The sequence below is a fragment of the Anaerobacillus sp. MEB173 genome (genome assembly GCF_052119505.1).
Lineage (GTDB): Bacteria > Bacillota > Bacilli > Bacillales > JBJMAU01 > JBJMAU01.
This window is the reverse complement of the sequence record NZ_JBJMAU010000001.1, coordinates 252,421-274,712: the sequence shown is the minus strand read 5'-3', so window position 1 is coordinate 274,712 and position 22,292 is coordinate 252,421. Positions and strand designations below refer to the sequence as shown.

Here is a 22,292-nt window from a genome sequence, read left to right as displayed (position 1 = left end):
TTTCGTATTATATCACAGCAAGTAAAAACCAATTCCCATTATAAAGTAAGCAGCCAATAAGGTTGCACCTTCAAACCAGTTCGTTTCTCCGTCATTTGCAATGACAGTAGTTAATAAGACGGCTGAAGCCATTGCGATTAATTCAGGTAAAGTAAACACGAGCGGCATACTCACAGGAAACAATAGTGAAATGATCACTAATACAGGTGCAACGAACATAGCAATCTGAAGTGTAGAGCCTATAGCAATTTCTACGGCTATATCCATCTTATCTTTAAATGCAAAAATAATAGCTGAAGCGTGTTCTGCAGCATTCCCAACGATAGCTACGATGATGACACCAATAAATAATTCAGTCCAACCAAATGTTTCTGCTACTTCTTCAAACGTATGTACAAGTGCTTCTGAAACATAGGCCACCGCAGCTGTTGCAAGTGCTAATATGATAACGGCCTTCCATTTTCCCCATTCAGGCTCCTCATGTTCTACAGTTTCCTTATTTTTATGCTGATACACACCACGGTGTGTTACTAACCGGAACATTAAAGCAGCAAGATAAAGTAAAATTAAAATGATTGAGATTCCGATACTTAAAGCAAAAGTCTTCGTTTCATTCATAGTCATCGAAAAAACCTCTGGAATAACAAATGCAACAATGACCGAAAACATAAGCAGTCCTGAATTATGACGAGCATCATAAACATTAAAACTTTGACGCTTAAATTTTATTCCGCCTACGAAGAAAGAGAGTCCTGCAACTAACAATAAGTTTCCAAGCACTGATCCTGTTAAGGAAGCTAAAACAACACCTACTAAACCAGCTTTCAATGCAAATATGGAGATGATTAGCTCAACTGCATTTCCGAATGTTGCATTTAATAAACCACCAATTTGTGGACCTGAAACGATGGCCAGGCTTTCCGTTGCTCTGCCCATATAACCTGCTAACGCGACAATTGTTATACAGTAAACGACGAACATTAACACGGTTGGCCAGTGTAACAAACTCCCGATTATTGATAAAGGTAAACCTATCAAGAGAATAAGGAAAAAAAATTTATTTGCCATGATACAACCTCGCTTTCTTTTCATAATTAGTATATAACTATCTTCATCTATCTAACCAAAATAGAAATAAGCTACACACACTAATGAACAGAGCGTGTTATTATCTTGCAATGCAAAGAAAAGAGACCTTCCAAATTCATGGAAGGTCTCTTTTCATAAAAGAAGATTGTAGCCCTGCTCTCTCATTTTAAAATAAATATGCCAGCCCCTACTTTAAAACAGGGGCTGGCATTTGTTATCAAAGGGATTTAAATAACGCGAGATGTAACGATTCCGTTAATTTGTGCTATTTTTTCAGACAAGCCAGGAATAATGTCACCATTTACTTCATTGTCAATGTCTACCATTGTATATGCATATTCACCACGGCTTCTGTTTACCATGTCAGCGATATTTAAGTGATAGCTAGAAATTGCTTGAGTAATTTGACCAACCATGTTTGGTACGTTTTTATGGAATACAGCAACACGGCGCTTCCCAGTATAAGGAAGAGAAGCGTTCGGGAAGTTGACTGAGTTTTTGATGTTTCCTGTTTCCAAGAAATCCTTCACTTGACGAGCAGCCATTACCGCACAATTTTCCTCTGATTCATTAGTAGATGCACCAAGGTGAGGGATTGACACTGTATTTTTCATTTTTAACGTATTTTCATTCGGGAAGTCAGTGATATACTTACCTACTTTGCCATTTTCAAGTGCAACAGCCATATCATCTTCGTTCACAAGTTCTCCACGAGAGAAGTTCAGAATATGAACGCCTTCTTTCATAATGCCGAATGTTTCTTGGTTGAACATTCCTCTTGTGTCATCTGTTAGTGGAACGTGTACTGTAATATAATCAGAGTTTGCAAATAATTCCTCAATTGTCATTGCTCGTTGAACATTACGAGATAAATTCCAAGCCGTATCAACTGAGATGAATGGGTCAAATCCAATAACATCCATATCCAGGTCAAGTGCATCATTTGCAACAAGGGCACCGATAGCTCCTAAGCCGATTACACCGAGCGTTTTACCTTTAATTTCTTTTCCGACAAATTGCTTTTTCCCCGCTTCAACAAGCTTAGGAACTTGATCACCTTCACCCTCTAAAGTCTTCGTCCAAGCGATACCAGCAAAAAGATTACGTGAAGATGCCATTAATGTTGTAAGGACCATTTCTTTTACCGCATTAGCATTTGCACCAGGCGTATTAAATACAACAATTCCCTGCTCTGTGCATTTGTCAACCGGAATGTTGTTTGTCCCTGCTCCGGCACGTGCAATTGCTTTTAGATTATCCCCAAATTCCATTGCATGCATGTTAAAGCTACGTAAAACAATCGCATCTGGATTTTCACTGTCGTTGTTGATTGTAAAGTTTTCATTATTGAAAACATTTAGTCCTCTTTCTGCAATGTTGTTTAACGTTTTGATTGTCTTCACTTTGTCTAAGGCTACTGTGCTCATATCGTTCTCTCCTCTTTGTATATATTTATTCTTTTTAAAAATTGCTTAAGTAATAAAAATTTAGATTATTTTTATTATTATAAATCTAACTTAACTATATTACTAGATAAATATTCTCGCCTTTAGGTATCCCCTCCTAGTAGACAGAAAGAGGTAAAGGTTAAATTCCTTTACCTCTGCCCAGGCGAACGGCTTCGACACTATGTGCTCCCTCACGGTGATCCGTGTCTCGCCAGTTACACATAGCCTTTTGATTTGTTTCTATATTATCAAATTAATCTGTAAACTTCAACTTTCTTTTTAAAAAAATTACGTTTTTTTTACTGATTTTTCGTAAAAAGCAGTGTATTATGCTATTTTAACATTAAAATGTTCGTACTTTGGACAAATCTATTGATTTAACAGTAAGTCGTTCCATTTTATCATTAACCTATTCATGATAAGTTTTTTATTCTGTGCTCCCAAATTGCCATACACTGTGGCTAAGATTTCCATAACGATAACTGCGATGCACTAATGTTGCGCTTTTTTCTTGATCTGCAGCACCCATTGCATAAAATAGTGGGATAAAGTGCTCATTTCCATATGGCGGTACTGCTAGTTCTGCCGCTGGTGCCAGAGTGTCATAGTTGAATAATGAATCAAGATCCCAACTTGTAATATGCCGTTCTAACCATTGATCAAAACCAAGTGCCCACTCATCAATTCTGCCATCATCATTCCCCATCTTTAATGCCATTAGATTATGAACAGTTCCTCCACTTGCGATGATCAAAACGTCTTTCTTTCGTAATGGTGCTAATGCTTTTCCAATCTCATATTGTTTATCAGGTGTAAGTTTAGGATTAACAGACATTGAAATCACTGGAATATCAGCGTTAGAATAAAGCATTTTGAGAACCACCCATGCGCCATGATCTAAACCGCGTCTTGTATCAATATCATAAGGAATCCCTTGTTTTGTAAACAATTCTATAATTTCGTTTGTTACTGTTTCGTCGCCTTTTGCAGGATATTTTATTTCATATAATGCTTTTGGAAATCCGCCAAAATCATAGATCGTCTCAAATTCTTCAACATTGCTCACTTTTTGCGCAGCTGATTCATAATGTGCCGAAAACAAAACAATCGCTTTTGGTTTTGGTAACGTCGTACCTAACGATTCTAAAAACTGTGTGTACTCATTATTCTCAATGGCAAGTAACGGTGCTCCGTGTGCAATAAACAGTGTTGGTATCATAATTTTTTGCCTCCTGTATCCATTTTTTATTATTATTTGTATATTTTTTTATATAAAGTCTTCGAATTTCGTAACCATAAGGATAACTAATAGAATATCAATAAGTTTTGTAATATGAATATTATATACTTATAAGATAACAATATAATGATAGTATGTCAATGAATTATTTGCTAATATATAATTAAGTTCTATATTAGGAAACTTACGAGGTGATCAAATTGGATATTGGTACAAAAATTCGCGCGATAAGAAATAGAAAAAAAATAACAATTGCACAGATGTGTGAAGCAACTGGGCTTTCAAAAGGTTTTATTAGTAACGTTGAAAATAATAATACGTCACCATCAATTAGTACATTAAATACGATAGCAAAGTTTCTCGGTGTTCCCCTCCCTTATTTACTACTCGAAAAAAAACAACATATGAAGGTTGTTCGTAAAAATGAAAGAACAAATTCTACGTTTAACAATTTAAAAATTGAGCACTTAACCTCAAAGGGCGGCTTAAGGATGATGATTGTTGAAGCGCCCCCAGGGGCATCCATTGGCGAACCACATTCACATGAAGGCGAAGAATGTCACTTAGTATTGGAAGGCAGAATTCTCGCTGAGCAAGGTGAAGATTCCTATATCGTTGAAGAAGGTGATTCCTTTAGCTGGAATGCGAGTGTCCCCCATTACGTAAAAAACATTGGCGAGGGCAAAGCTGTAATTTTAATCTCGGTTTATTCTGATACTGAATTGGATGATATTTTTTAAAAAAATAGTATTCAATGCCCCTCATTTGGTGAAACGAAACTGTGGGCTTATACGTCTAATTTAGTAAAGACGTCATAACTCAAATGAGGGGGTTTCATTATGTATAGAGATTCAAAAATATTGTTACCAATCTTCATCGCTGTAATACTGCTCTTAATAGTTGGCTGCTCTCAAAAAGGAAATCATGATCAGTCGAATTCACACTCTGATGGTCAGCTACATTACAGTAATGATGACCTTGATCCTCGCTTAGCGGCTGCCAACATAAACTTTGCTTTTTCACTGTACAAAAAATTAGTTGAAGAAGACGGGGAAAAAAATGTGTTTATTTCTCCGTATAGTATTTCAGCAGCACTGGCAATGACGTATAACGGTGCCGACAAAGAAACAAAAGAAGCGATGGCTGAAACGTTGTCGTTTCAGCAGCTGTCTTTGGAAGATGTAAATCAATCCTTTAAAGTGCTGCAAAATATCTTGGAATTTGGGGATCCAAGTGTTCAATTAAATATTGCTAATTCCCTATGGGGACGGGAAGGTCGTATCTTTCACAAAGGTTTTCTTCAGAGAAACGAAGAGTATTTTGACGCGATGATTACTACTTTAAATTTTAATGATGATGAAGCTTCAGATATTATTAATTCTTGGGTAAAAGAGAAAACAGAAGGAAAAATCGAAGAGATTGTTGATGAATATATAGACCCGAACACAGTTATGTTTCTCATTAATGCTATCTATTTTAAAGGTGATTGGAGCAAACCGTTTGAAGAAAGTAGAACGAGACCAGATACCTTTCATTTGTTAGATGGGAGTTCGGTTCAAATTCCTCTTATGTCCTCTGTTGGGGACTATGATTACTTTAAGAATCATTTGTTTCAATCGATTCGCCTTCCATATGGTGATGAACAGATTGGCATGTACGTCTTTCTTCCAAGTGAGTCTATTACTCTTGAAGAGTTCCATCACGAATTTACCGAGGAGAATTGGCGAACTTGGTTAGGTCAATATGAAACAATAGCAGGTGAAATTCAACTGCCAAAATTTAAATTGGAATATGAAAAACTTTTAAATGAACTACTTAAAGATTTAGGGATGGAAATAGCTTTTGATGATCAACAGGCGAACTTCGGGCAAATGGGAGAAATTCCACCGAACCTTTATATTGCAAATGTAAAGCATAAAACATTTCTAGAAGTAAATGAAGAAGGAACGGAAGCTGCTGGAGTTACCTCCGTGGAAATTGTTGAGGAATCGGCACCGGTGTATGATTTTCAAATGACGGTTAATCGTCCCTTTTTCATTATGGTTTATGATGAAGCAACAGAAACGATTCTGTTTATGGGAACAATCGTTGACCCATCATAACTATGAGTGACAGCCTTATCCCCGTACTTTTTGAGGATAAGGCTGTATCTATTTGGCTATGAAAAGCAGCTTATTTTCATAACATCATTTTAAATTCTCTGGGTTTAACGGCTCAAGTTCAGGTAGAATAAACCGCCCTTCTTTTCTAATTAAAACATCGTCAAAATAAATGTCTCCCCCACCATGCTCAGGACGTTGAATTAGCACCATGTCCCAATGAATAGCCGATTGGTTGCCATTGTACGCTTCGTCATAACATTGCCCAGGTGTAAAATGAATACTTCCATGTATCTTTTCATCGAACAGGATGTCCCCAAATGCTTTTTCGATAAAGGGGTTTACTCCGATTGCGAACTCACCAACATACCTTGCTCCTTCATCCGTATCAAAATTTTTATTAATTCGCTCGCTGTCATTTGCTGTTGCTTCGATGATTTTTCCATTCTCAAACCGTAATATTACATTTTCATATACAAAACCGTTGTACGGGCTTGGAGTATTATATGTAATGACACCATTAACTGAATCACGAACTGGTGCCGTATAGATCTCCCCATCTGGGATATTCATCTCACCATCACATTTAATCGCCGGGATATCTTTAATAGAGAATGTTAAATCTGTATCTTTTCCAGTTAGTCTTACTTTGTCAGTTTTGTTCATAAGCTCGACTAAAGCATCCATGGCATTGGACATTTTTTGATAATCCATTGTACAAACATTGAAATAGAAATCCTCAAACGCAGCAGTGCTCATTTTCGAAAGCTGTGCCATTGATGGATTCGGGTATCTTAAAACAACCCACTTCGTTTTCTTCACGCGGATCGTAGAGTGTACTTTATGATTATATAATGTATTGTAAATCTTCATTTTTTCCTCAGGAACATCGGATGTTTCATAAATATTATGGCCGCCGCGAATGCCAATATAAGCTTGCATCATTTCCATTTGTTTTGCATCATATTCAGCCCATGTTGCAATTTGTTCTTCTGTAGCATTTAATAATAATTCTCTAGTAATTTGGTGATCACGAACATTTACAAAAGGGTGTCCGCCAGCGTTATGTACTTGTTGAACGATCGCTTTCACTAATGCATTATCAATTCCAAATGCTTCAATAAGAACATTTTCTCCTTTTTGTACCTTAGTGGAGTAATTAACTAGAACATCTGCTAATTTGTCTAAACGAGAATCGATCATCATCATCCCTCCAAACATAATCTATACGATAATAAGTATATTTCATCATGAACCAAGATTTAAAATATTGTTGTTTATAACGATTTTATCTGGCTGTTAAAAGTAAGCTATTCAAGTTAGAATTTTACCCATTTTGGATTTGAAAAGAGAATATCAAATAGCCCACTAAATCATTCGTAGTTTACTGTGGGCTAATTCGTAACGGTTACGGCTTTAACAGGACTTTTATACAACCGTCCGTTTTTGTATCAAATACTTCATAACCTTGTTTTGCTTGATCCAATGGAATAACATGAGTCACGATATCGCTTGGATCAATTTTTTCTTCAGCAATCAGCTTGTATAAATGAGGCATATACGGAATAACTGGAGCCTGACCAGAACGAATGTTCACATTCCGCTCGAAGATGTCACCAAGTGGGAAGGCATTATATCTCATTCCATATACACCTGTAAGTTGAATCATCCCACCCTTTCGAACCGCTTGTGTTGCCGTCACAATTGCACCCATTGAGCCGCCGTGAAGTTTTAATCCTGTAGCTAAAAATTCAAGAGGAGACATTTTTCCATCCATTCCAACACAGTCAATAACAACATCCGCCCCACCCTGTGTGATTTCTTTTAAATACTCACCGACGTTCTTTTCTTGTTCGAAATTGACGATTTCCACATGATTTGTTTGTTTGGCGTGCTGAAGACGATAATCAATGTAATCAACCGCAATGACTCGTTTTGCTCCCTTAAGCCAAGCGAATTTTTGCACAAGAAGTCCAACTGGACCACATCCTAGCACAACGACCGTATCGCCATCCTTAACACCTGCATTATCGACGGACCAATAAGCTGTTGGGACAACATCAGCAATTAATACTAATTTTTCATCCTCAACCTCACAATCATCAGGGAGTTTAAAAGGGGTAAAATTGCCATATGGGACACGCATGTATTCTGCCTGGCCACCTGGATAGCCACCAGTTGTTTCCGAATAGCCAAAGAATCCTCCCATTTCACCATGAGGATTGGAGTTATCACATTGACTCGTTAAATCTGTTTTGCAATAGATACATTCGCCACAGCTTACATTAAAAGGAATAATTACCCGATCCCCTTTTTTCAGGTTTGTGACTTCTGTACCAACTTCTTCAACAATTCCCATCGGTTCATGACCAATAACAAAGTTCTCAGGCGTATTTGGAATCATTCCATGAATTAAATGGAGATCAGATCCGCAAATCGCAGAAGTGGTTATTTTGACGATAATATCATCTGCTTTTTCAATTTTAGGATCTGACACTTCCTTGACAGCAACATCTTTAATGCCCTGGTATGTAACTGCTTTCATATAATTTCCTCCTCATTTACTATTTAAAAGGGGTTGCAAACGTTCCAAGTCGGTCTGTATCTAATGGGAAAAGATTCATATTAGCGATGGCAATCGCCATATCTGCTGACTTCAAATCCAACTCAATTTGTTTGCCGATATCGTTCGGATATAACCAGCCTTTGTTCATCATTAGTTCGGTCAGCTCACCATGCAAATCAATTGCCGCATCCATTTGCCGATATAATGCTTCCCTCAGCTCAGATGTAGCTGTTTCGGTTAATGCCACTGCATAATAGCGGATACCTGTTTTTACGGATAACAAGAAATCTAAGGCAAACGCCGCATCTGCCATTTTCGGCATCCCTTCTGCGTATTTCGGATCCAAGTAATCCTCATTCATGAATTACACCTCTTTCTAATTTGTTTGCGCTTTTTTATAAAGGGTTTGCAGCTCCTCAAGGTCCTTTACCGACTGTTTTATATCCTTTTCTAAGAGTGCTTTAAGGTCATTATCAAAACATATTCCTTGGATCATTTTTGATTTCATTAAGCATGCTGTTTTGAAGTTTAGCATCTCATGGGTATCCATTGTTTCATGGAATCCTAAGCTTTCATGTCCCATATTTCCTACCTCCTACTTTAACTGAGCATTAAACAAAAAATTCTAGTGTTAATTTACCTTGTTTTATCGCCTTTATGCAGAATTTCATCATATGGATAATTACAATAACTACCACCTTTTTTACGAGTGAGGTTGTACAAAATGTAACTATAACAATACTTATGGAGGAATGAATGATGACCACATATAATGGGTTACATGAAACGTTGGAAATGCATGAGTTGTTAGTGTTTAAAAATTTATGCTTAACGAAGTCATTGCTAATGGGCGGATTAGTTCAAGATGAAGAACTAAAAACAATTCTCTTGAATGATGCACAAGCTAGTGTGAAATTTGTTCGAGCTTTACAGGATATGGTCAATAAAGGGGGGAGCAAGTTATGAATAACATTATCAAAAGCCTAGTTGGTATGGGTGGAATGACCGACCAGGTGATAGCGACCGACTTTCTAATTTCCGCAAAAGCCGGTATCCGTAATATCGCCTTTGCAATCACCGAAAGTGCTTCTCCAGAGGTAAGAGCATTGTTACGGGAAGAATTAAAACATGCTGTACAGACACATGAAAGAATAACCAATTATATGATTGAGAAAGGAACATACCACCCTCATGACTTAGGCGAACAAATAGCAACGGATATGAAAATTACAGAAACAGCGTTACAACTAAGTGAAAAATTATAAAATAAACAGATTGTTATTGAGGGCCTACATATTAATATGGTAGGCTTTCTTTATTGTTTTTTTTAATTATTTAATCTAAAAAGAATACGGTACGTGAAATTTTCACTATATTCAGAAATTTATTGGTTATAGATGTGTTTTGGATTCAATATATAGTTATGGAGGTGATGGGATGAAATTAATCGGAAATCTTTTGTGGTTCTTTTTAGGTGGGGGGATCGTTGCTTGTATCTTATGGTTTTTGTTTGGTTTGATTATGATGATAACAATTATCGGTATTCCATTCGCCCATGCTGCCTTTAGAATTGCCCGTTTTGCGGCGTTTCCTTTCGGTCAAGAATTAGTTGACAAACGTTCAGTTGGAAAGGAACGAATCTTCGGAACGGCTTTGGCAAATTTTTTATGGATAGTTCTTGCAGGAATTTGGTTATTTTTTGCTCACCTTTGTGCTGGAATTACGAGTTGTCTTACGATCATCGGGATCCCTTTTGGCTTGGCTCACTTTAAATTAGCGGTTGTATCCTTTGCTCCTTTAGGAAAACAAGTGATATGATATCAATCACACATGTAAATATAAAACGAAAGCCCGACATGTCTTCAAATTAGAAGACATGTCGGGCTGATTTTTTAGCAGCAAGTGTTTTTCTTAATTTCAATTTTTTGTACAGTTGGCTGACATCAAATTTTTAGTCAGTGTACTTGTGTGTTTTAAGTCAAATACTTGCTTCCTTCACGAATGCTTAGCTTTGGCAAAGTATTCGTTTCAATAAATTGTTTCACTGATGCTGAATTCGTTTTTGAATATTCACGTAATGCCCAGCCAATTGCTTTTTGGATAAAAAATTCGGTGCTCGTAGCATTTTGCAAGATGTAGCGAAATAACAGGGTTTCATCCGTTTTATCTTTATATTTCAGTTGGAACAAAATAGCTGAACGTTGAAGCCATAAGTTTTCTCCATATGCCCAGCCCTCGATTGTTTCACCAATTACTTCTGGATACTGCTTGGCAATCGTTGCGACTAGCTTTGGTGAGAGAACATCGACGGTATCCCACCATGATTTTGTTATAATTAATTGCCCAAGTAATGGGAGATCTTGCTTTTCCAGCCTTTTATGTATTTTTACCATATAATCCAATGCGGCATATTGGTACTCTCTTTCTTCCTTTGCCCACAAACCTCGAACAAAGTCTGATTGAAAAGGTTCATTGATAATGTTGCTCTCGTTAAAAAAACGCTTCAACAGCTCCCTTCTTTGTGGAGTTTTGATTCCGAGAAAAGGGAACAGTTCTCTCATATATTTACTCATTGGAATTGCTAAATCTTCATTGCGATTTTCCTCAAAAATTACCTCTAATTGTTTTTGGTAACTCATGTACCTCTCTCCCTTTTGACAATCAATATGTTACATTATTTGTCTATTTTACTTTACTTATGTCTTAAACGTAAATTATTAAAGAGAAAAGACAGCGTGATATCGCTGCCTTTTCGCAATTATCTTTTAATCGTAACTGTCCGGTTTGCCGAGTTCCAGTCAACTTGGGCACCGATTTGTTCAGAGATAAAACGCAACGGGACAAACGTTGTTCCTCTAATGATTTCAGGTGCGACATCAATTGTCATATTTGTTCCATTTACTGAAACTGTGCGACTTCCCCCTTTTAATAGCAATACTCTATTTGGGGAATTAATTGTAATTACATGCGTGTTGCTATCCCAATGAACAGTAGAGCCTAATTGTTCACTGACAAAACGGAGTGGGACTAGTGTTCTCGAATTTCGGATAAAAGGGGCCTCCGTTAGTTGTATTTCTGTTCCATCAACAGTTGCTCGTTTGCTCTCAACGGTTAATAGAATATGATAAGAGGGTTCTCTATCTAATTCGACCGGTTGGATTCCTTGTATATTAACGATTGTGGTTCCTGGATAGTAAAATTGCAAAATATCACGGTAGGAAAAACCTAGATCGGCCATCCGTTTTGCTCCCCATTGACTCATGCCAACGCCATGCCCGAATCCTCTTCCTGAAACAGTGAAGCTTACTCCGTTATCATCTATATTATCAACTAGAAAGGTTCGAACTAAGTTAATACCGATAATTGAACGGATCTGTGAAGCTGTTGTATCTTTAAGCTCAAGAGTATGAATCCGGATGGAGCCATCCCCATTTCTACTATAGGTATGATTTGTAAGTGACTTTACAAGAAATTGAATTGTTATGTCTCCTCTTGTTACACGCCCACCGCTCGTACGCTGAGCAGAAAAGGTGAGATGAGGAACGGAAACAATTTTAAGCTCACTATTTGGATAGCCGTTTCTAGAAAGCCAAGCTTTTATATTATTCGTAATCGTAGCATCTGCTTCCTTCGTTTGTACCCACCAACTATCAGGGTTAGTCATGTCTAGACTACTTAGATCCATCTGATGCTTATGAAAAGAAAAACTCCAAGGATGGACAGGATCATAGGGGTCATCTTTGACCGGGAGATACGGCAAACTTGTTCCTCCCCAAATATTTGAGTTAGACTCTGTTTGACCACCATTACTTGATGAGTACACGGTTAACGCTAGATTATCATTGTGATGCAAGGCTTGTCCTGCCGTTTCATTAACAGCTCTTGTACTGTTAGGATGCCATACGTAACCAGCATAAACTTGGTAATTTATACTGTCATCAATCAGCTTCGTACCATGTGACAACGCATATGTTCTTGCAGCAACTGCTTGAACTTTTAATGCTTCAATCGCCCATGAAGCCGGCATTTCATGAGCAATCACTCCTTTTAAATAATCTTCTACTGGTAACGTGTTGATTGGTCTTACAAAGCCGTTTTCATTAATAAATTGCATCGATCCTAGATATGGCCGATTATTAAGACGAATCTGATTTTTCTCGCTGAATTCAGCGGTGGTAAATGTAATCGAGCTGCCTTCATGTAATTTGGATTGACCATTATATAAGACAATTAAACCATTTTCATTACTTACACGATATGTTTGGTTTGGAAGGATTGTCCCAGCACCCTCTACACGATATGATCCTGAAAATGATACGGAGAGCTCTTTCACATTCCCGACATAATTGATGAGTTTTACTTTCATCAATGGATTTTCACTTAATGCATTATTACCGCTTGATGAATTCCTATTATCCTGAAATTTACTACCATGATTCATTAAGCGATCCCGTATAAACTCCGATTCTTGCTGACTGAATTCAGGAATAGCTTGTCCGTCATATTTTTGCTCAAGTTGATCAGACTGTGTACAAGCAGATAGTAATACGACAAGGAGTACACATAATAACGCACGAATTCTAATTATTCATCACCTCATTACCGGTAAAAGTTCGATAATTTAGGATTGTGCGGTAATCGTCACTCTTATAACAATGAAATGTTTCCAAATAAAAAAGCATAAAAAATAAACCCGTCGATTTTCCGGCAGGTTATGTAATATCTGTTGCTTGATCGAGGAGCACAGTTATTTAAATTTAGCTAAACAGGCTAAACGATAACCAGTTTTAATCGTTGTCTTCCCTACAGCTAATGATAAATTTTCGGCTCTATTTGCTTCTTCTAATAGTTCATTATTATCTACAACTTTTACTACACAGCTGCGACATGATCCCTTTTTGCAAATAAATGGGATTCCTTCACGCTTAGGGTCTTGAAAGTTACTATTCACTAGTTCGAGTATAGACAATCCTGGTTCGGGATTTACAGTAAATTCTTTATTGTTATTGTTAAATGCTTGAATATCGAGACATTTCATACTTTCAACACCTTTCTTACAAGCTTTATTTAATAAATTGTTTAGGATACAGAATAAGTTTCAGAAAAAAAAGTTCGGTATTTTGTATACCATCTATACATCTATCATAATCCAAAATCACTAATGAAAGCAACTGTTTCGTCTATATATTCTGAAATTTTAATCGTCAATTTTCGATCATACAAAAAAAGACGCTAATCAGGACATACTAAATAATGAATGTTAATGTAAGGAGGGAGTAGAAAAATGGATATCGATTTAATCAACAGAGTTGCACAGGAGATCGAGACGTCTGGACAACGTATACAGAAATTTGTAAACAGTCCTCAAGAGCTAGACCAAGAGCTGCAAAAAATTGAAAGTAATATTCAATCCTTAAAAAGCATGAGTAAAAATGGCCACATTGATAGTAAAAATGCTGATTCTTTATCAAAAAGTGCAGGTCGTAACTAGAAAATAACACAATAATTATCCACTCAACAAGGTGGGTAATTATTGTGTTATTGAGACAAACACCCGATTTACTTAATTTCATGAAAAAATTGATAAATATTCCCTCCATTTTCCTTAGCCGCATATAAAGCTTCATCCGCATTTTTTACAAGTGTTTTAAAATCCTCGCCATCTTCTGGATAGACGGCAACACCTACACTCATTAACATTGGCAAAACTTGCTCATCATAGCTCCATTCTTTTTCCAAATTCTGATAAATTCGTTTAATGACATGAAGGATTTCTTTATTATTTTGTATGTTCATCAGCAATACATTAAATTCATCGCCACCAACACGGGCAACGGTATCTACTTTTCGAACACTATCTTGAATACGTTTTGCAAATGCTTTAATGAATTCATCGCCACCTTGATGACCGATTGTATCATTAACATCTTTAAATTTGTCTCCATCAATATACAATAAGGCAAAATTCTTTTTATAGCGTTTTGCATCTTCAATCGCTTTTTCGAGTAACTCTTTGAACAATTGTCGATTCGGCAGCTCAGTTAAGTAATCGTAAAAAGCCATATTTTCGATTTTTCTCTCAATCTTTTTTCTATCAGTAACATCACGTAACACAGCATAAACAGCTTCCTTATTTTTATAAGTTGTTTTTGTAGCGAATACTTCGACTTCTCTTGTTTTACCGGTTAATGTAATAATTTTATCCTCCATCGACATACTATCCTGTTCTTCATAAAAATATTGAATTTTTTCACGTAAATACTCACGCTGTGAAATGGGTGAAAAGTCTTCAATAGCCTTGCCAATTAGCTTTTCACGGCTTGATGATTCAAGTAAGGTGGCATAGGCATAATTCACATAACGAATATAGCCGTCCTGATGAATGACAGTTGGATCTGGAGAACGATCAATTAATGTTCGATAATAGAGCTCATTAGATTTAACATTTTCAAAAATCTCTTGTTCAACAGTATGATCTTTAACAATACCATAAGCTCTTTCAATACGTTTTCGTTCTGAAATGTCACGGACAACCGCAACGATATGTGTAATGTCACCGTTCTCATTTAAATACGGGTTTAAAGATGTTTCCTCGAATCGTCCTTCTTTATCACTAAACTCAAATATCACTTTGTCATTTTTTGTAAGTACTTCTTTATAAATATTTGTTAAAAATTCAGCTTTTTCATTTGATACTACCTCTTCAATTTTCTTTCCCAGTACTTCATCATTAACACCTAACGCTATTTTGGCACGTTCATTAACTGTAATAAACGTAAAAGTTGGTCCTTCCCCAACCTCCATTACAAAAATATAGTCATTAATACAATTGATAATTTTCTCTAAGAACAATTGATGATTTACTTTTTGGTAAGCATTCATTTTTTTACACTCCAATTATTCTTCATCTAGCTCCGCCGTCCTATTTTTGAATTGTCTAAGTAATACTTTACCATTTTTTTTAATAATGACAAAACAGAATGATTTTTCGAAAATAATAAAATAGGATGTCTCATAAGTGACAGCTTTCCTCGAACTTACAAAATCTTAAGGTTACATACGAATTACCTTTTAGATTTTGTGGTCGAGGTGACTGTTATTTTACTTATGAAACATCCCCGTTTATCCACTTATTCACCTAAATCTACGTTATGGTAAACCTGTTGCACATCCTCTAAGTCATCTAGCGCATCAACTAATTTTTCGAATTGTACTTGAGCATCTTCAGAGAGTGTAATTTCATTTTGAGCAAGCATCGTCAGTTCTGCCAAAGTAAATTCTGTAATTCCGTTATTCTTAAATGCTTCTTGTACCGCATGATATTGATCTGGCTCTGCATAGACAATCACAGAATCGTCCTCTGCAATAATGTCACGTACGTCAACATCTGCTTCCATTAAAAGCTCGAGCACTTCTTCCTCTGATTTCCCTTCAATACCGAAAACTGCTGTCGTATCAAACATATATGTCACTGACCCACTTACACCCATGTTCCCTCCATTTTTATTGAAGGCTGCCCGTACTTCTGCTGCCGTACGGTTCACGTTATTTGTAAGAGCATCGACAATGATCATTGACCCATTTGGACCAAAACCTTCATAGCGAAGCTCATCATAGTTTTCCTCTGATCCACCCTTCGCCTTTTCAATCGCGCGGTCAATAATCGCTTTTGGTACACTGTACGTTTTCGCGCGTTCAAGGACAACCTTTAACGCTTGGTTCGCTACCGGATCAGGCTCACCTTGCTTTGCAGCAACATAAATTTCACGACCAAACTTTGCATAAATACGACTCGTATTTGCATCCTTTGACGCTTTTTTCTCTTTAATGTTGTTCCATTTACGTCCCATACTACCACTCACTTTCAACTTTGAATCTACTTAGTAATAGTAATATGAAATAATTATGACTTCAATATTTTTTTCTTTTCACTCATTGACGATTTATGATTCTTCGACAAAAACTGTCAAATAAAAGCACCTTACAAAAGGTGCTTCGCTTCCATCATTCCTCATTCTCGACTACATGCTTTAGCATCGCGAGCTTATTGTCCCAAAATTGTTCGTAAAAAGAAAGCCACTCCTTAAGCTCGAGTAAAGCTTCCGGCTGAAGCTTATAGCGATTCTCTCTGCCTACTTTCTTTGCAGTCACAAGCTTAGCCTCTGATAGGATGTGTAGATGTTTCGAGACCGCAGTGCGACTGATCGGAAAATGACTGCTGATCATGGTCACGGGTAGTTCTTGATCAGCTAACATTCGTAAAATTTTTCGGCGATTCGGATCGGAAATTGCTTGAAAAACATCATGCTTTTGGGCAGCAGACATTATTCCTCAACTACTTTACGTAATCTTTCGTTAACGATCGACTCCCAACCATTATTCATCGTATCCCTAATCTCAGCATTTGTTTTTCCAGGACCTTGTCCAGGTAACACTGCGTCAGGCTCACCCCATCCAGAGTGGATGAGCGTAAATTCGGTCTTACCTTGCACATCTTTAAGTTCAAAAGTGACTTTCCAGCCAGCTCCTCCCCATGAAAAGGCAAGACGGTATGGTGGTTCAAGCTCTACAACTTTACAAGGAGTTGGTCCAAACGGTGACTGTATTGTAAACTCATTGCCAAGCTCTTGTTTAAAATTATTTGGCATGAACCAAGAATCAATGCCTTCCGAGGTAGCTACAGCATTCCATACTTTTTCTATTGTTGCATTAAATACAACCTGTTTTCGAATATCCGGTGTAACTGCATTATTACTCATTAAAGATTACCTCCATATTTTTATGTAACCAAAAGGTTTCGTAATCAGTATACGAAACCTTTTGGTTACATGTCAACATTTCTTTTCTTCCGTATTATTTTTACGTTATATGAGTAGTATTCAATATTTTAAATTTAGGTGTGGTAAAATAGCAAAAAGAGGAAATCTTTAAGTCTTACAATCTATGTCGGGCAAATCAATAAAAGGGAGTTTTTAAGGTGACTACAGGAGAAGAACTTCATCCAATACTTCGAATGATTGGCGCGTTAAGCTACTTAACGACAATTTTATTTTTAATTGAGCGTTTTTACCCGAGTGACTTGCTCGTTACAACGTATAGCGTATTTGGAGCGATTTTACTCATTAGTGCCTTTTTGTTTATTTCCAATGTGAACCGTTTCGTTGTTTCGATACTATTAATCGTCGGTAGCGTTTGTTTTTATTTCGAAGGGGTATCTTTGAATACTGCGTTAAGTGGCTTTGGTAAAAATGCCAATCTTCTAGCGCTATTCTTATTAATCCCACTTATCGGTACATTTATGTCAACAGCTGGATACTTATCAGCTTTAAAAGAAAAAGTACAGGAAAAAGAGCGGCAAGGAGGTCAGCATCCGTATCGCCTAAGCTTCTTTTTAACAGCTTCGATCGGCGCCATTTTAAATTTCGGGGCGATGGCATTAGTGAAACGGATTTCTGAAGAAAGTTTCTCATCTTACAAGGATAAAAGAATAACATTGAACATTATGCGGGCGTTTGGATTCTGTTTACTCTGGTCCCCCTATTTCGTCAATGTTGGTCTTGTGCTCGTTATTTTTAACTTATCATGGTTCGACATTGCCGGTTATAGCATTTTGCTAGCACTCTTCTATTTGATGATAGCATGGCTCATGTTTAAAAGGATTTCGTTTTTTAATGATCCAATTGTTGAAAATGAAAAACAGATCAATAAACAATCGTACTATAATCAATCGCTACTTCCTTTTTTTCTATTTAGCTTTGTGCTTGTTTTTATGTCATTTTTACTCTACTACAACCTAACATTAGATATGATTACAATTGTCTCACTAATGGCGGTTGTTCTCCCAATTATCTGGGCTTGTGCAACGAAGATGATACGTTCATACATCCACGATGTAGTTGAGCTTGTTGAGCATTCATTTCTTCGCTTAAAAAATGAATTTGCTGTCTTTATTAGTGCAGGATACTTTGGGATGGCGATCTCACAAACGGATATTGGGGTCCAAATCTCAAGCCTTTTATTTACGGCTTCATTTGGCTCAGTCTATTTATTGACGATTTTCATTGTGATTATTGCAATTCTATTAGCTCAAATTGGAATTCATCCGATTATTATTGTAACAGGGATTGGAAGCGCCTTATCACCAATGAAATTTGGCGTGAGTCCGGAATATATGGCTCTGGTCCTCCTTATAGCCTGGACAACAAGCACACAAATCTCACCATTCTCCGGCCAAGTACTAATGGCTTCAAAATTAATGGAGCAACCGGCAAAGGTGCTTATCAAAGAAAACTTAAGCTTTTCGGCTATATTGGCAATTGTCTTGACATCTGTTCTGTACAGTTTCTATCTCATAGGTTGGTTATAAAATAACGAAAAAGGGATGTCACATAAGTGACAGCTCTCCTCGAACGAATACAAAATACAGAGGTTAGATCATCGATCGGCTACCGTATTTGTGTTCGAGGTGACTGTTCCTTTGAGACATCCCCTCCTAGATCTTTACGTATTTTGTTTCAAATTCGTTAACAGATAACGGTTTGTTAAAAAAATACCCTTGTGCTTCATCACATGAAAGCTTCCTCAAAACATTCACTTGTTGTTTTGTCTCCACTCCTTCAGCGGTTACTGCTAGTCCAAGGTTATGAGCCATTGAAATAATGGTTGATACAATCGAGCAATCATCTGATTCATCGAGGATATCACGGACGAATGATTGGTCAATTTTAAGTCGATCAATTGGAAATTTCTTTAAATAGTTTAGTGAACTATAACCTGTGCCAAAATCGTCAATCGAAATTTGAACACCGATATTTTTAAACTGTTCTAGCTTCAGTAACGTGTTCTCAACATCCATTGCCATGCTTTCGGTAATTTCAAGCTCTAATCGTTCAGGCGGGTAAGACGTTTCTTTAAGAATTAAAATAATGGTGTTCACGATATTTTTATCTCTAAATTGAACGGCAGATAGGTTTACCGCTAATCGCAACGGAGTATCGAAAAAGGTGTTCCATTGTAAAATTTGCTGACAGGCTGTTCGTAAAATCCATTCCCCCATTGGAATAATGAGACCTGTCTCTTCGGCAACGGGAATAAACTCTGCCGGTGAAATTAACCCTCTCTCAGGGTGCAGCCAGCGAATTAACACTTCTACGCCAATTATTTTTTCCGTTGTCATACCCACTTGCGGTTGATAAAAGATCACAAATTCATCCCGCTCCAATGCTCTATGAAGCATCGCTTGAAGTTCGAGTCTTCTTTCTGATTTAACACTCATATTTGGATGATAATATTGAACATTATTATCTCCATTGGTTTTGGCTTGGTCAAGGGCTATGTTTGCATTTTTAATAAGCATTGTTACATCTTCCCCATCTTGCGGGTAGAAGCTGATTCCCATACTTGTCGTAACATAAATTTCATGACGACCAATATAAAATGGCTTATTCAAAACATCCAAAAGTTCCTCAATAATTTGCGTTGTTTCCGCTTTTCCTTTTTGAGGAAGAATAATTGAAAACTCATCACCGCTATATCGTGCTACAGTATCTTCAGGAGATAATGCATACTGTAACCGTTGACCGACGAGTTTTAATAGTTCATCACCAATATCATGACCGACTGAACCATTGATATATTTAAAACCATCAAGATCAAGCATGATGACTGATACTGTATCTTCAATTGCTCTTGCCTGTGCAATGGCTTCTGATAACCTTTCATTTCGAAGTAATCCATTTGGAAGTCCTGTCAAATGATCGAAGTATGCTTGATAATGAAGAGCTTTCTCATGCTCAATCTTTTCTGTAATATCTCTAATTATAAATTGTGCTGATAGTCTTCCTAAATAAATGATAGGTGAGCCTGTAACTTCAACAATAATCTGTTGAACTCCTTCAATAATAAAGCTCTCTTCTACCGATTTCATTTCTTTCCCTTCCACCTGTATGAAATCCAGCATTTGTTTGAGCTTCGTATGATCTCGTCTGCTTAAAAATTGGAAGACATCCTGTTCAATTAAATCATCTTTCTTTGTTGCCCCGAGTAAAGTGATTGCTGCAGGATTTACATATTTAATGATATTATTCTGAATAACAATAATAGCTTCTGGAGAGTATTCTACGAGACTTTTGTAACGTTCTTCACTTTCAACGAGTTGTTGTTCTTTCATTCGCACTCGACTCTCGGCCCGACGAAAATGGAACATACCCCAGTATGTAGAAACAAATAGAAAATAAATCGCACTTAGTAAACCGAACGCTTTAAATCTAACAAGACCAATTTGATCATTCCAAGTCTCTTCTAATAAATCTATACCTAAAACACCATCAACTTCCCCTTGCTCGTTAAAAATTGGCGAAAATGCACTAATTGTAGTTCCCCATTTATCGGTATAAGCCTCTGTTTGTGTTTGATAAGTGGCTGTTCCTTCAAATGCATCGTGTAATTCAGGAATATCTTCATCATATCGTTCACCAAGTGGAACCCGTTCTTCTAATTCATGATCAATGATCCCGTTGCGATTATAATCGGTTTCAGGTCCAAGGACGAAGACGATATCCCCATTTGTAAGTTTTCGAAACGTATATAAACTATCAATCGCTGGATTAATGTTCATCCAATCGACCATTTTATTTATCATGGCAATATAGTGATGATCATCTTCCTTTGTATTTAGGGAAAGTTTGTCATGACCATTGTGTTGTAACTCATAAGCAAGCGTTGGCGCAAGTTGACTTAATTGTGTAATAATATCCTGTTTGACTTTAGTTGTTTCATTTTCTACTAAAAACCAACCGGTAACTAATAAGGCAAAAATTAATACATACATCAATAATGGCAATGTACCCATATATTTTTTATTTCCATTTTGTTTTACAAAGGACTGAATAATTAACAAAATAGTTATTGCACTACTGCTAAAAATAATATAATCGAGATTCATCTATAATCCCCATGTCTAAAGTATTGTTGTACATGAATTATACTGTAACAACTTGTCCCCCTCAAGTAATTCATAGATTATTAACACAAATGTACGATTTGAAAATCTGAACAATAATTTTAAGTATGTAAAAAAAATTTTTAGATAAACTACTCCATGGGACAATCCCAATACACGAATTGGAGGCGATACAGGATGAATTTTGCAGCACATGAACTATTAGAAACATCAGAAGCATTACGAACAAAAGCAGCCGAAATAGAACAGCATGGAGCTTTAGCTTATCAATGTAATGATCAGCAATTAAAAGCAATCATTAAAAAGCACCAACAGCTTATGGTAACATCATATCAGCAAGGGATTAACCTTATGCAAGGAAAAGGAGTACAAATCACACATCAAATTCCTAATTTCCAACAAGCAAATCCAACGATTGGCATGGAAAATCAAATGCAAATGGCCTCACCTATGGCAAATACACAATCCCTTTCAGATCAAACGATTGCAACATTATTATTAAATACGCATAAATCCGGTGCGGTTATGGGAATGCAGTGGGCAAATGAATGTGTCGATCCACAGATTCGAATGTATCACGTAAACGGGGCTAACCAATGTCAAGAAATGGCCTATGAGCTTTGGAATTGGATGAATCAAAATGGATACTACCAGCCGCCAACCTTCTCTGCCACTCAGACAAACCAAATGATGGGCATGTATCAACCTATGAATACAATGAATACTGTGAACACAATGAATCAAATGAACTCTACTTCAATGAACAACAATATGAATATGCAATAATACAGCCTCTGAATATTGCAGCATAGAAAAGAGCGGATCTTAAAGTATCTGCTCTTTTCTATGCTTATTCGTGTATAAATCGTATTGCTATAAGCAGACTATT

General features: G+C 36.8%; 23 protein-coding genes and 1 riboswitch. Of the genes, 8 read left to right on the top strand and 15 right to left on the bottom strand.

The window, feature by feature from the left end:
• Nucleotides 1-12: 12 nt before the first annotated feature.
• From cax to ACJ2A9_RS01335, 3 genes are all read right to left on the bottom strand, one after another.
• The gene (gene cax, locus ACJ2A9_RS01345; RefSeq protein ID WP_441419804.1) at nt 13-1,092 is read right to left on the bottom strand and encodes a calcium/proton exchanger; all 1,080 of its coding nucleotides are present in this window, start codon (nt 1,090-1,092) and stop codon (nt 13-15) included.
• A 224-nt stretch (nt 1,093-1,316) separates the two neighbouring features.
• Complete coding sequence (locus tag ACJ2A9_RS01340; protein WP_441419803.1) at nt 1,317-2,516, bottom strand: phosphoglycerate dehydrogenase; 1,200 nt, start codon at nt 2,514-2,516, stop codon at nt 1,317-1,319.
• A gap of 171 nt (nt 2,517-2,687) precedes the next feature.
• Nucleotides 2,688-2,766: riboswitch (ZMP/ZTP riboswitch) on the bottom strand.
• 198 nt (nt 2,767-2,964) lie between these two features.
• The gene (locus tag ACJ2A9_RS01335) at nt 2,965-3,756 is read right to left on the bottom strand and encodes a dioxygenase family protein (RefSeq protein WP_441419802.1); all 792 of its coding nucleotides are present in this window, start codon (nt 3,754-3,756) and stop codon (nt 2,965-2,967) included.
• Nucleotides 3,757-3,977: 221 nt separating this feature from the next.
• On the opposite strand from ACJ2A9_RS01335, the gene ACJ2A9_RS01330 reads away from it, so the two are divergent.
• Nucleotides 3,978-4,517 carry a helix-turn-helix domain-containing protein gene (locus ACJ2A9_RS01330; protein ID WP_441419801.1) on the top strand — a complete coding sequence of 180 codons (540 nt, stop codon included), beginning with the start codon at nt 3,978-3,980 and terminating at the stop codon, nt 4,515-4,517.
• Nucleotides 4,518-4,616: 99 nt separating this feature from the next.
• Complete coding sequence (locus ACJ2A9_RS01325) at nt 4,617-5,879, top strand: serpin family protein (protein WP_441419800.1); 1,263 nt, start codon at nt 4,617-4,619, stop codon at nt 5,877-5,879.
• 84 nt (nt 5,880-5,963) lie between these two features.
• Here ACJ2A9_RS01325 and ACJ2A9_RS01320 read toward each other — a convergent pair whose 3' ends face one another.
• The 4 genes from ACJ2A9_RS01320 to ACJ2A9_RS01305 form a co-directional block, all read right to left on the bottom strand.
• Nucleotides 5,964-7,079, bottom strand: coding sequence for an aminopeptidase (locus ACJ2A9_RS01320; RefSeq protein ID WP_441419799.1), 1,116 nt, complete (start codon nt 7,077-7,079; stop codon nt 5,964-5,966).
• A gap of 205 nt (nt 7,080-7,284) precedes the next feature.
• Nucleotides 7,285-8,421: a zinc-dependent alcohol dehydrogenase gene (locus tag ACJ2A9_RS01315; RefSeq protein WP_441419798.1), complete on the bottom strand. Its 1,137-nt coding sequence runs from the start codon at nt 8,419-8,421 to the stop codon at nt 7,285-7,287.
• A 19-nt stretch (nt 8,422-8,440) separates the two neighbouring features.
• Nucleotides 8,441-8,803: a spore coat protein gene (locus tag ACJ2A9_RS01310; RefSeq protein ID WP_441419797.1), complete on the bottom strand. Its 363-nt coding sequence runs from the start codon at nt 8,801-8,803 to the stop codon at nt 8,441-8,443.
• Nucleotides 8,804-8,818: 15 nt separating this feature from the next.
• A complete protein-coding gene (locus tag ACJ2A9_RS01305; RefSeq protein ID WP_441419796.1) occupies nt 8,819-9,025 on the bottom strand; it encodes a spore coat protein in 207 nt (68 codons plus the stop codon).
• Between the two features lie 176 nt (nt 9,026-9,201).
• Between ACJ2A9_RS01305 and ACJ2A9_RS01300 the strand changes: the two genes are divergently transcribed.
• The 3 genes from ACJ2A9_RS01300 (at nt 9,202) to ACJ2A9_RS01290 (ending at nt 10,260) form a co-directional block, all read left to right on the top strand.
• Nucleotides 9,202-9,408 carry a hypothetical protein gene (locus ACJ2A9_RS01300; protein WP_441419795.1) on the top strand — a complete coding sequence of 69 codons (207 nt, stop codon included), beginning with the start codon at nt 9,202-9,204 and terminating at the stop codon, nt 9,406-9,408.
• Nucleotides 9,405-9,707 (top strand): spore coat protein, encoded by a 303-nt coding sequence (locus ACJ2A9_RS01295; protein WP_441419794.1) that lies wholly within the window; start codon nt 9,405-9,407, stop codon nt 9,705-9,707. The genes ACJ2A9_RS01300 and ACJ2A9_RS01295 overlap by 4 nt, the downstream gene beginning before the upstream one ends.
• 172 nt (nt 9,708-9,879) lie before the next feature.
• Nucleotides 9,880-10,260 carry a YccF domain-containing protein gene (locus ACJ2A9_RS01290; protein ID WP_441419793.1) on the top strand — a complete coding sequence of 127 codons (381 nt, stop codon included), beginning with the start codon at nt 9,880-9,882 and terminating at the stop codon, nt 10,258-10,260.
• 155 nt (nt 10,261-10,415) lie between these two features.
• On the opposite strand, the gene ACJ2A9_RS01285 is transcribed toward ACJ2A9_RS01290, so the two are convergent.
• From ACJ2A9_RS01285 to ACJ2A9_RS01275, 3 genes are all read right to left on the bottom strand, one after another.
• A complete protein-coding gene (locus tag ACJ2A9_RS01285; RefSeq protein WP_441419792.1) occupies nt 10,416-11,081 on the bottom strand; it encodes a DNA alkylation repair protein in 666 nt (221 codons plus the stop codon).
• Nucleotides 11,082-11,200: 119 nt separating this feature from the next.
• Entirely contained in the window at nt 11,201-12,883 is a 1,683-nt protein-coding gene (locus tag ACJ2A9_RS01280; protein ID WP_441419791.1) for a SpoIID/LytB domain-containing protein, read from the bottom strand.
• A 306-nt stretch (nt 12,884-13,189) separates the two neighbouring features.
• A complete protein-coding gene (locus ACJ2A9_RS01275; RefSeq protein WP_441419790.1) occupies nt 13,190-13,480 on the bottom strand; it encodes a 2Fe-2S iron-sulfur cluster-binding protein in 291 nt (96 codons plus the stop codon).
• A gap of 246 nt (nt 13,481-13,726) precedes the next feature.
• Between ACJ2A9_RS01275 and ACJ2A9_RS01270 the strand changes: the two genes are divergently transcribed.
• The gene (locus ACJ2A9_RS01270) at nt 13,727-13,933 is read left to right on the top strand and encodes a hypothetical protein (RefSeq protein WP_441419789.1); all 207 of its coding nucleotides are present in this window, start codon (nt 13,727-13,729) and stop codon (nt 13,931-13,933) included.
• 68 nt (nt 13,934-14,001) lie between these two features.
• Here the strand turns inward: ACJ2A9_RS01270 and ACJ2A9_RS01265 are convergent, their stop codons facing one another.
• The 4 genes from ACJ2A9_RS01265 to ACJ2A9_RS01250 all read right to left on the bottom strand — a co-directional run bounded on the left by ACJ2A9_RS01265 (nt 14,002) and on the right by ACJ2A9_RS01250 (nt 17,201).
• Complete coding sequence (locus ACJ2A9_RS01265) at nt 14,002-15,324, bottom strand: diguanylate cyclase domain-containing protein (protein ID WP_441419788.1); 1,323 nt, start codon at nt 15,322-15,324, stop codon at nt 14,002-14,004.
• A 248-nt stretch (nt 15,325-15,572) separates the two neighbouring features.
• Entirely contained in the window at nt 15,573-16,292 is a 720-nt protein-coding gene (locus tag ACJ2A9_RS01260) for a YebC/PmpR family DNA-binding transcriptional regulator (RefSeq protein WP_441419787.1), read from the bottom strand.
• Between the two features lie 154 nt (nt 16,293-16,446).
• Entirely contained in the window at nt 16,447-16,770 is a 324-nt protein-coding gene (locus ACJ2A9_RS01255; RefSeq protein ID WP_441420378.1) for an ArsR/SmtB family transcription factor, read from the bottom strand.
• A complete protein-coding gene (locus ACJ2A9_RS01250) occupies nt 16,767-17,201 on the bottom strand; it encodes an SRPBCC family protein (protein WP_441419786.1) in 435 nt (144 codons plus the stop codon). The genes ACJ2A9_RS01255 and ACJ2A9_RS01250 overlap by 4 nt, the downstream gene beginning before the upstream one ends.
• A gap of 218 nt (nt 17,202-17,419) precedes the next feature.
• Between ACJ2A9_RS01250 and ACJ2A9_RS01245 the strand changes: the two genes are divergently transcribed.
• Nucleotides 17,420-18,808, top strand: coding sequence for a hypothetical protein (locus tag ACJ2A9_RS01245; protein ID WP_441419785.1), 1,389 nt, complete (start codon nt 17,420-17,422; stop codon nt 18,806-18,808).
• A 126-nt stretch (nt 18,809-18,934) separates the two neighbouring features.
• On the opposite strand, the gene ACJ2A9_RS01240 is transcribed toward ACJ2A9_RS01245, so the two are convergent.
• Nucleotides 18,935-21,385: a putative bifunctional diguanylate cyclase/phosphodiesterase gene (locus tag ACJ2A9_RS01240; protein ID WP_441419784.1), complete on the bottom strand. Its 2,451-nt coding sequence runs from the start codon at nt 21,383-21,385 to the stop codon at nt 18,935-18,937.
• A 195-nt stretch (nt 21,386-21,580) separates the two neighbouring features.
• Between ACJ2A9_RS01240 and ACJ2A9_RS01235 the strand changes: the two genes are divergently transcribed.
• A complete protein-coding gene (locus ACJ2A9_RS01235) occupies nt 21,581-22,189 on the top strand; it encodes a spore coat protein (RefSeq protein WP_441419783.1) in 609 nt (202 codons plus the stop codon).
• Nucleotides 22,190-22,292: the final 103 nt, after the last annotated feature.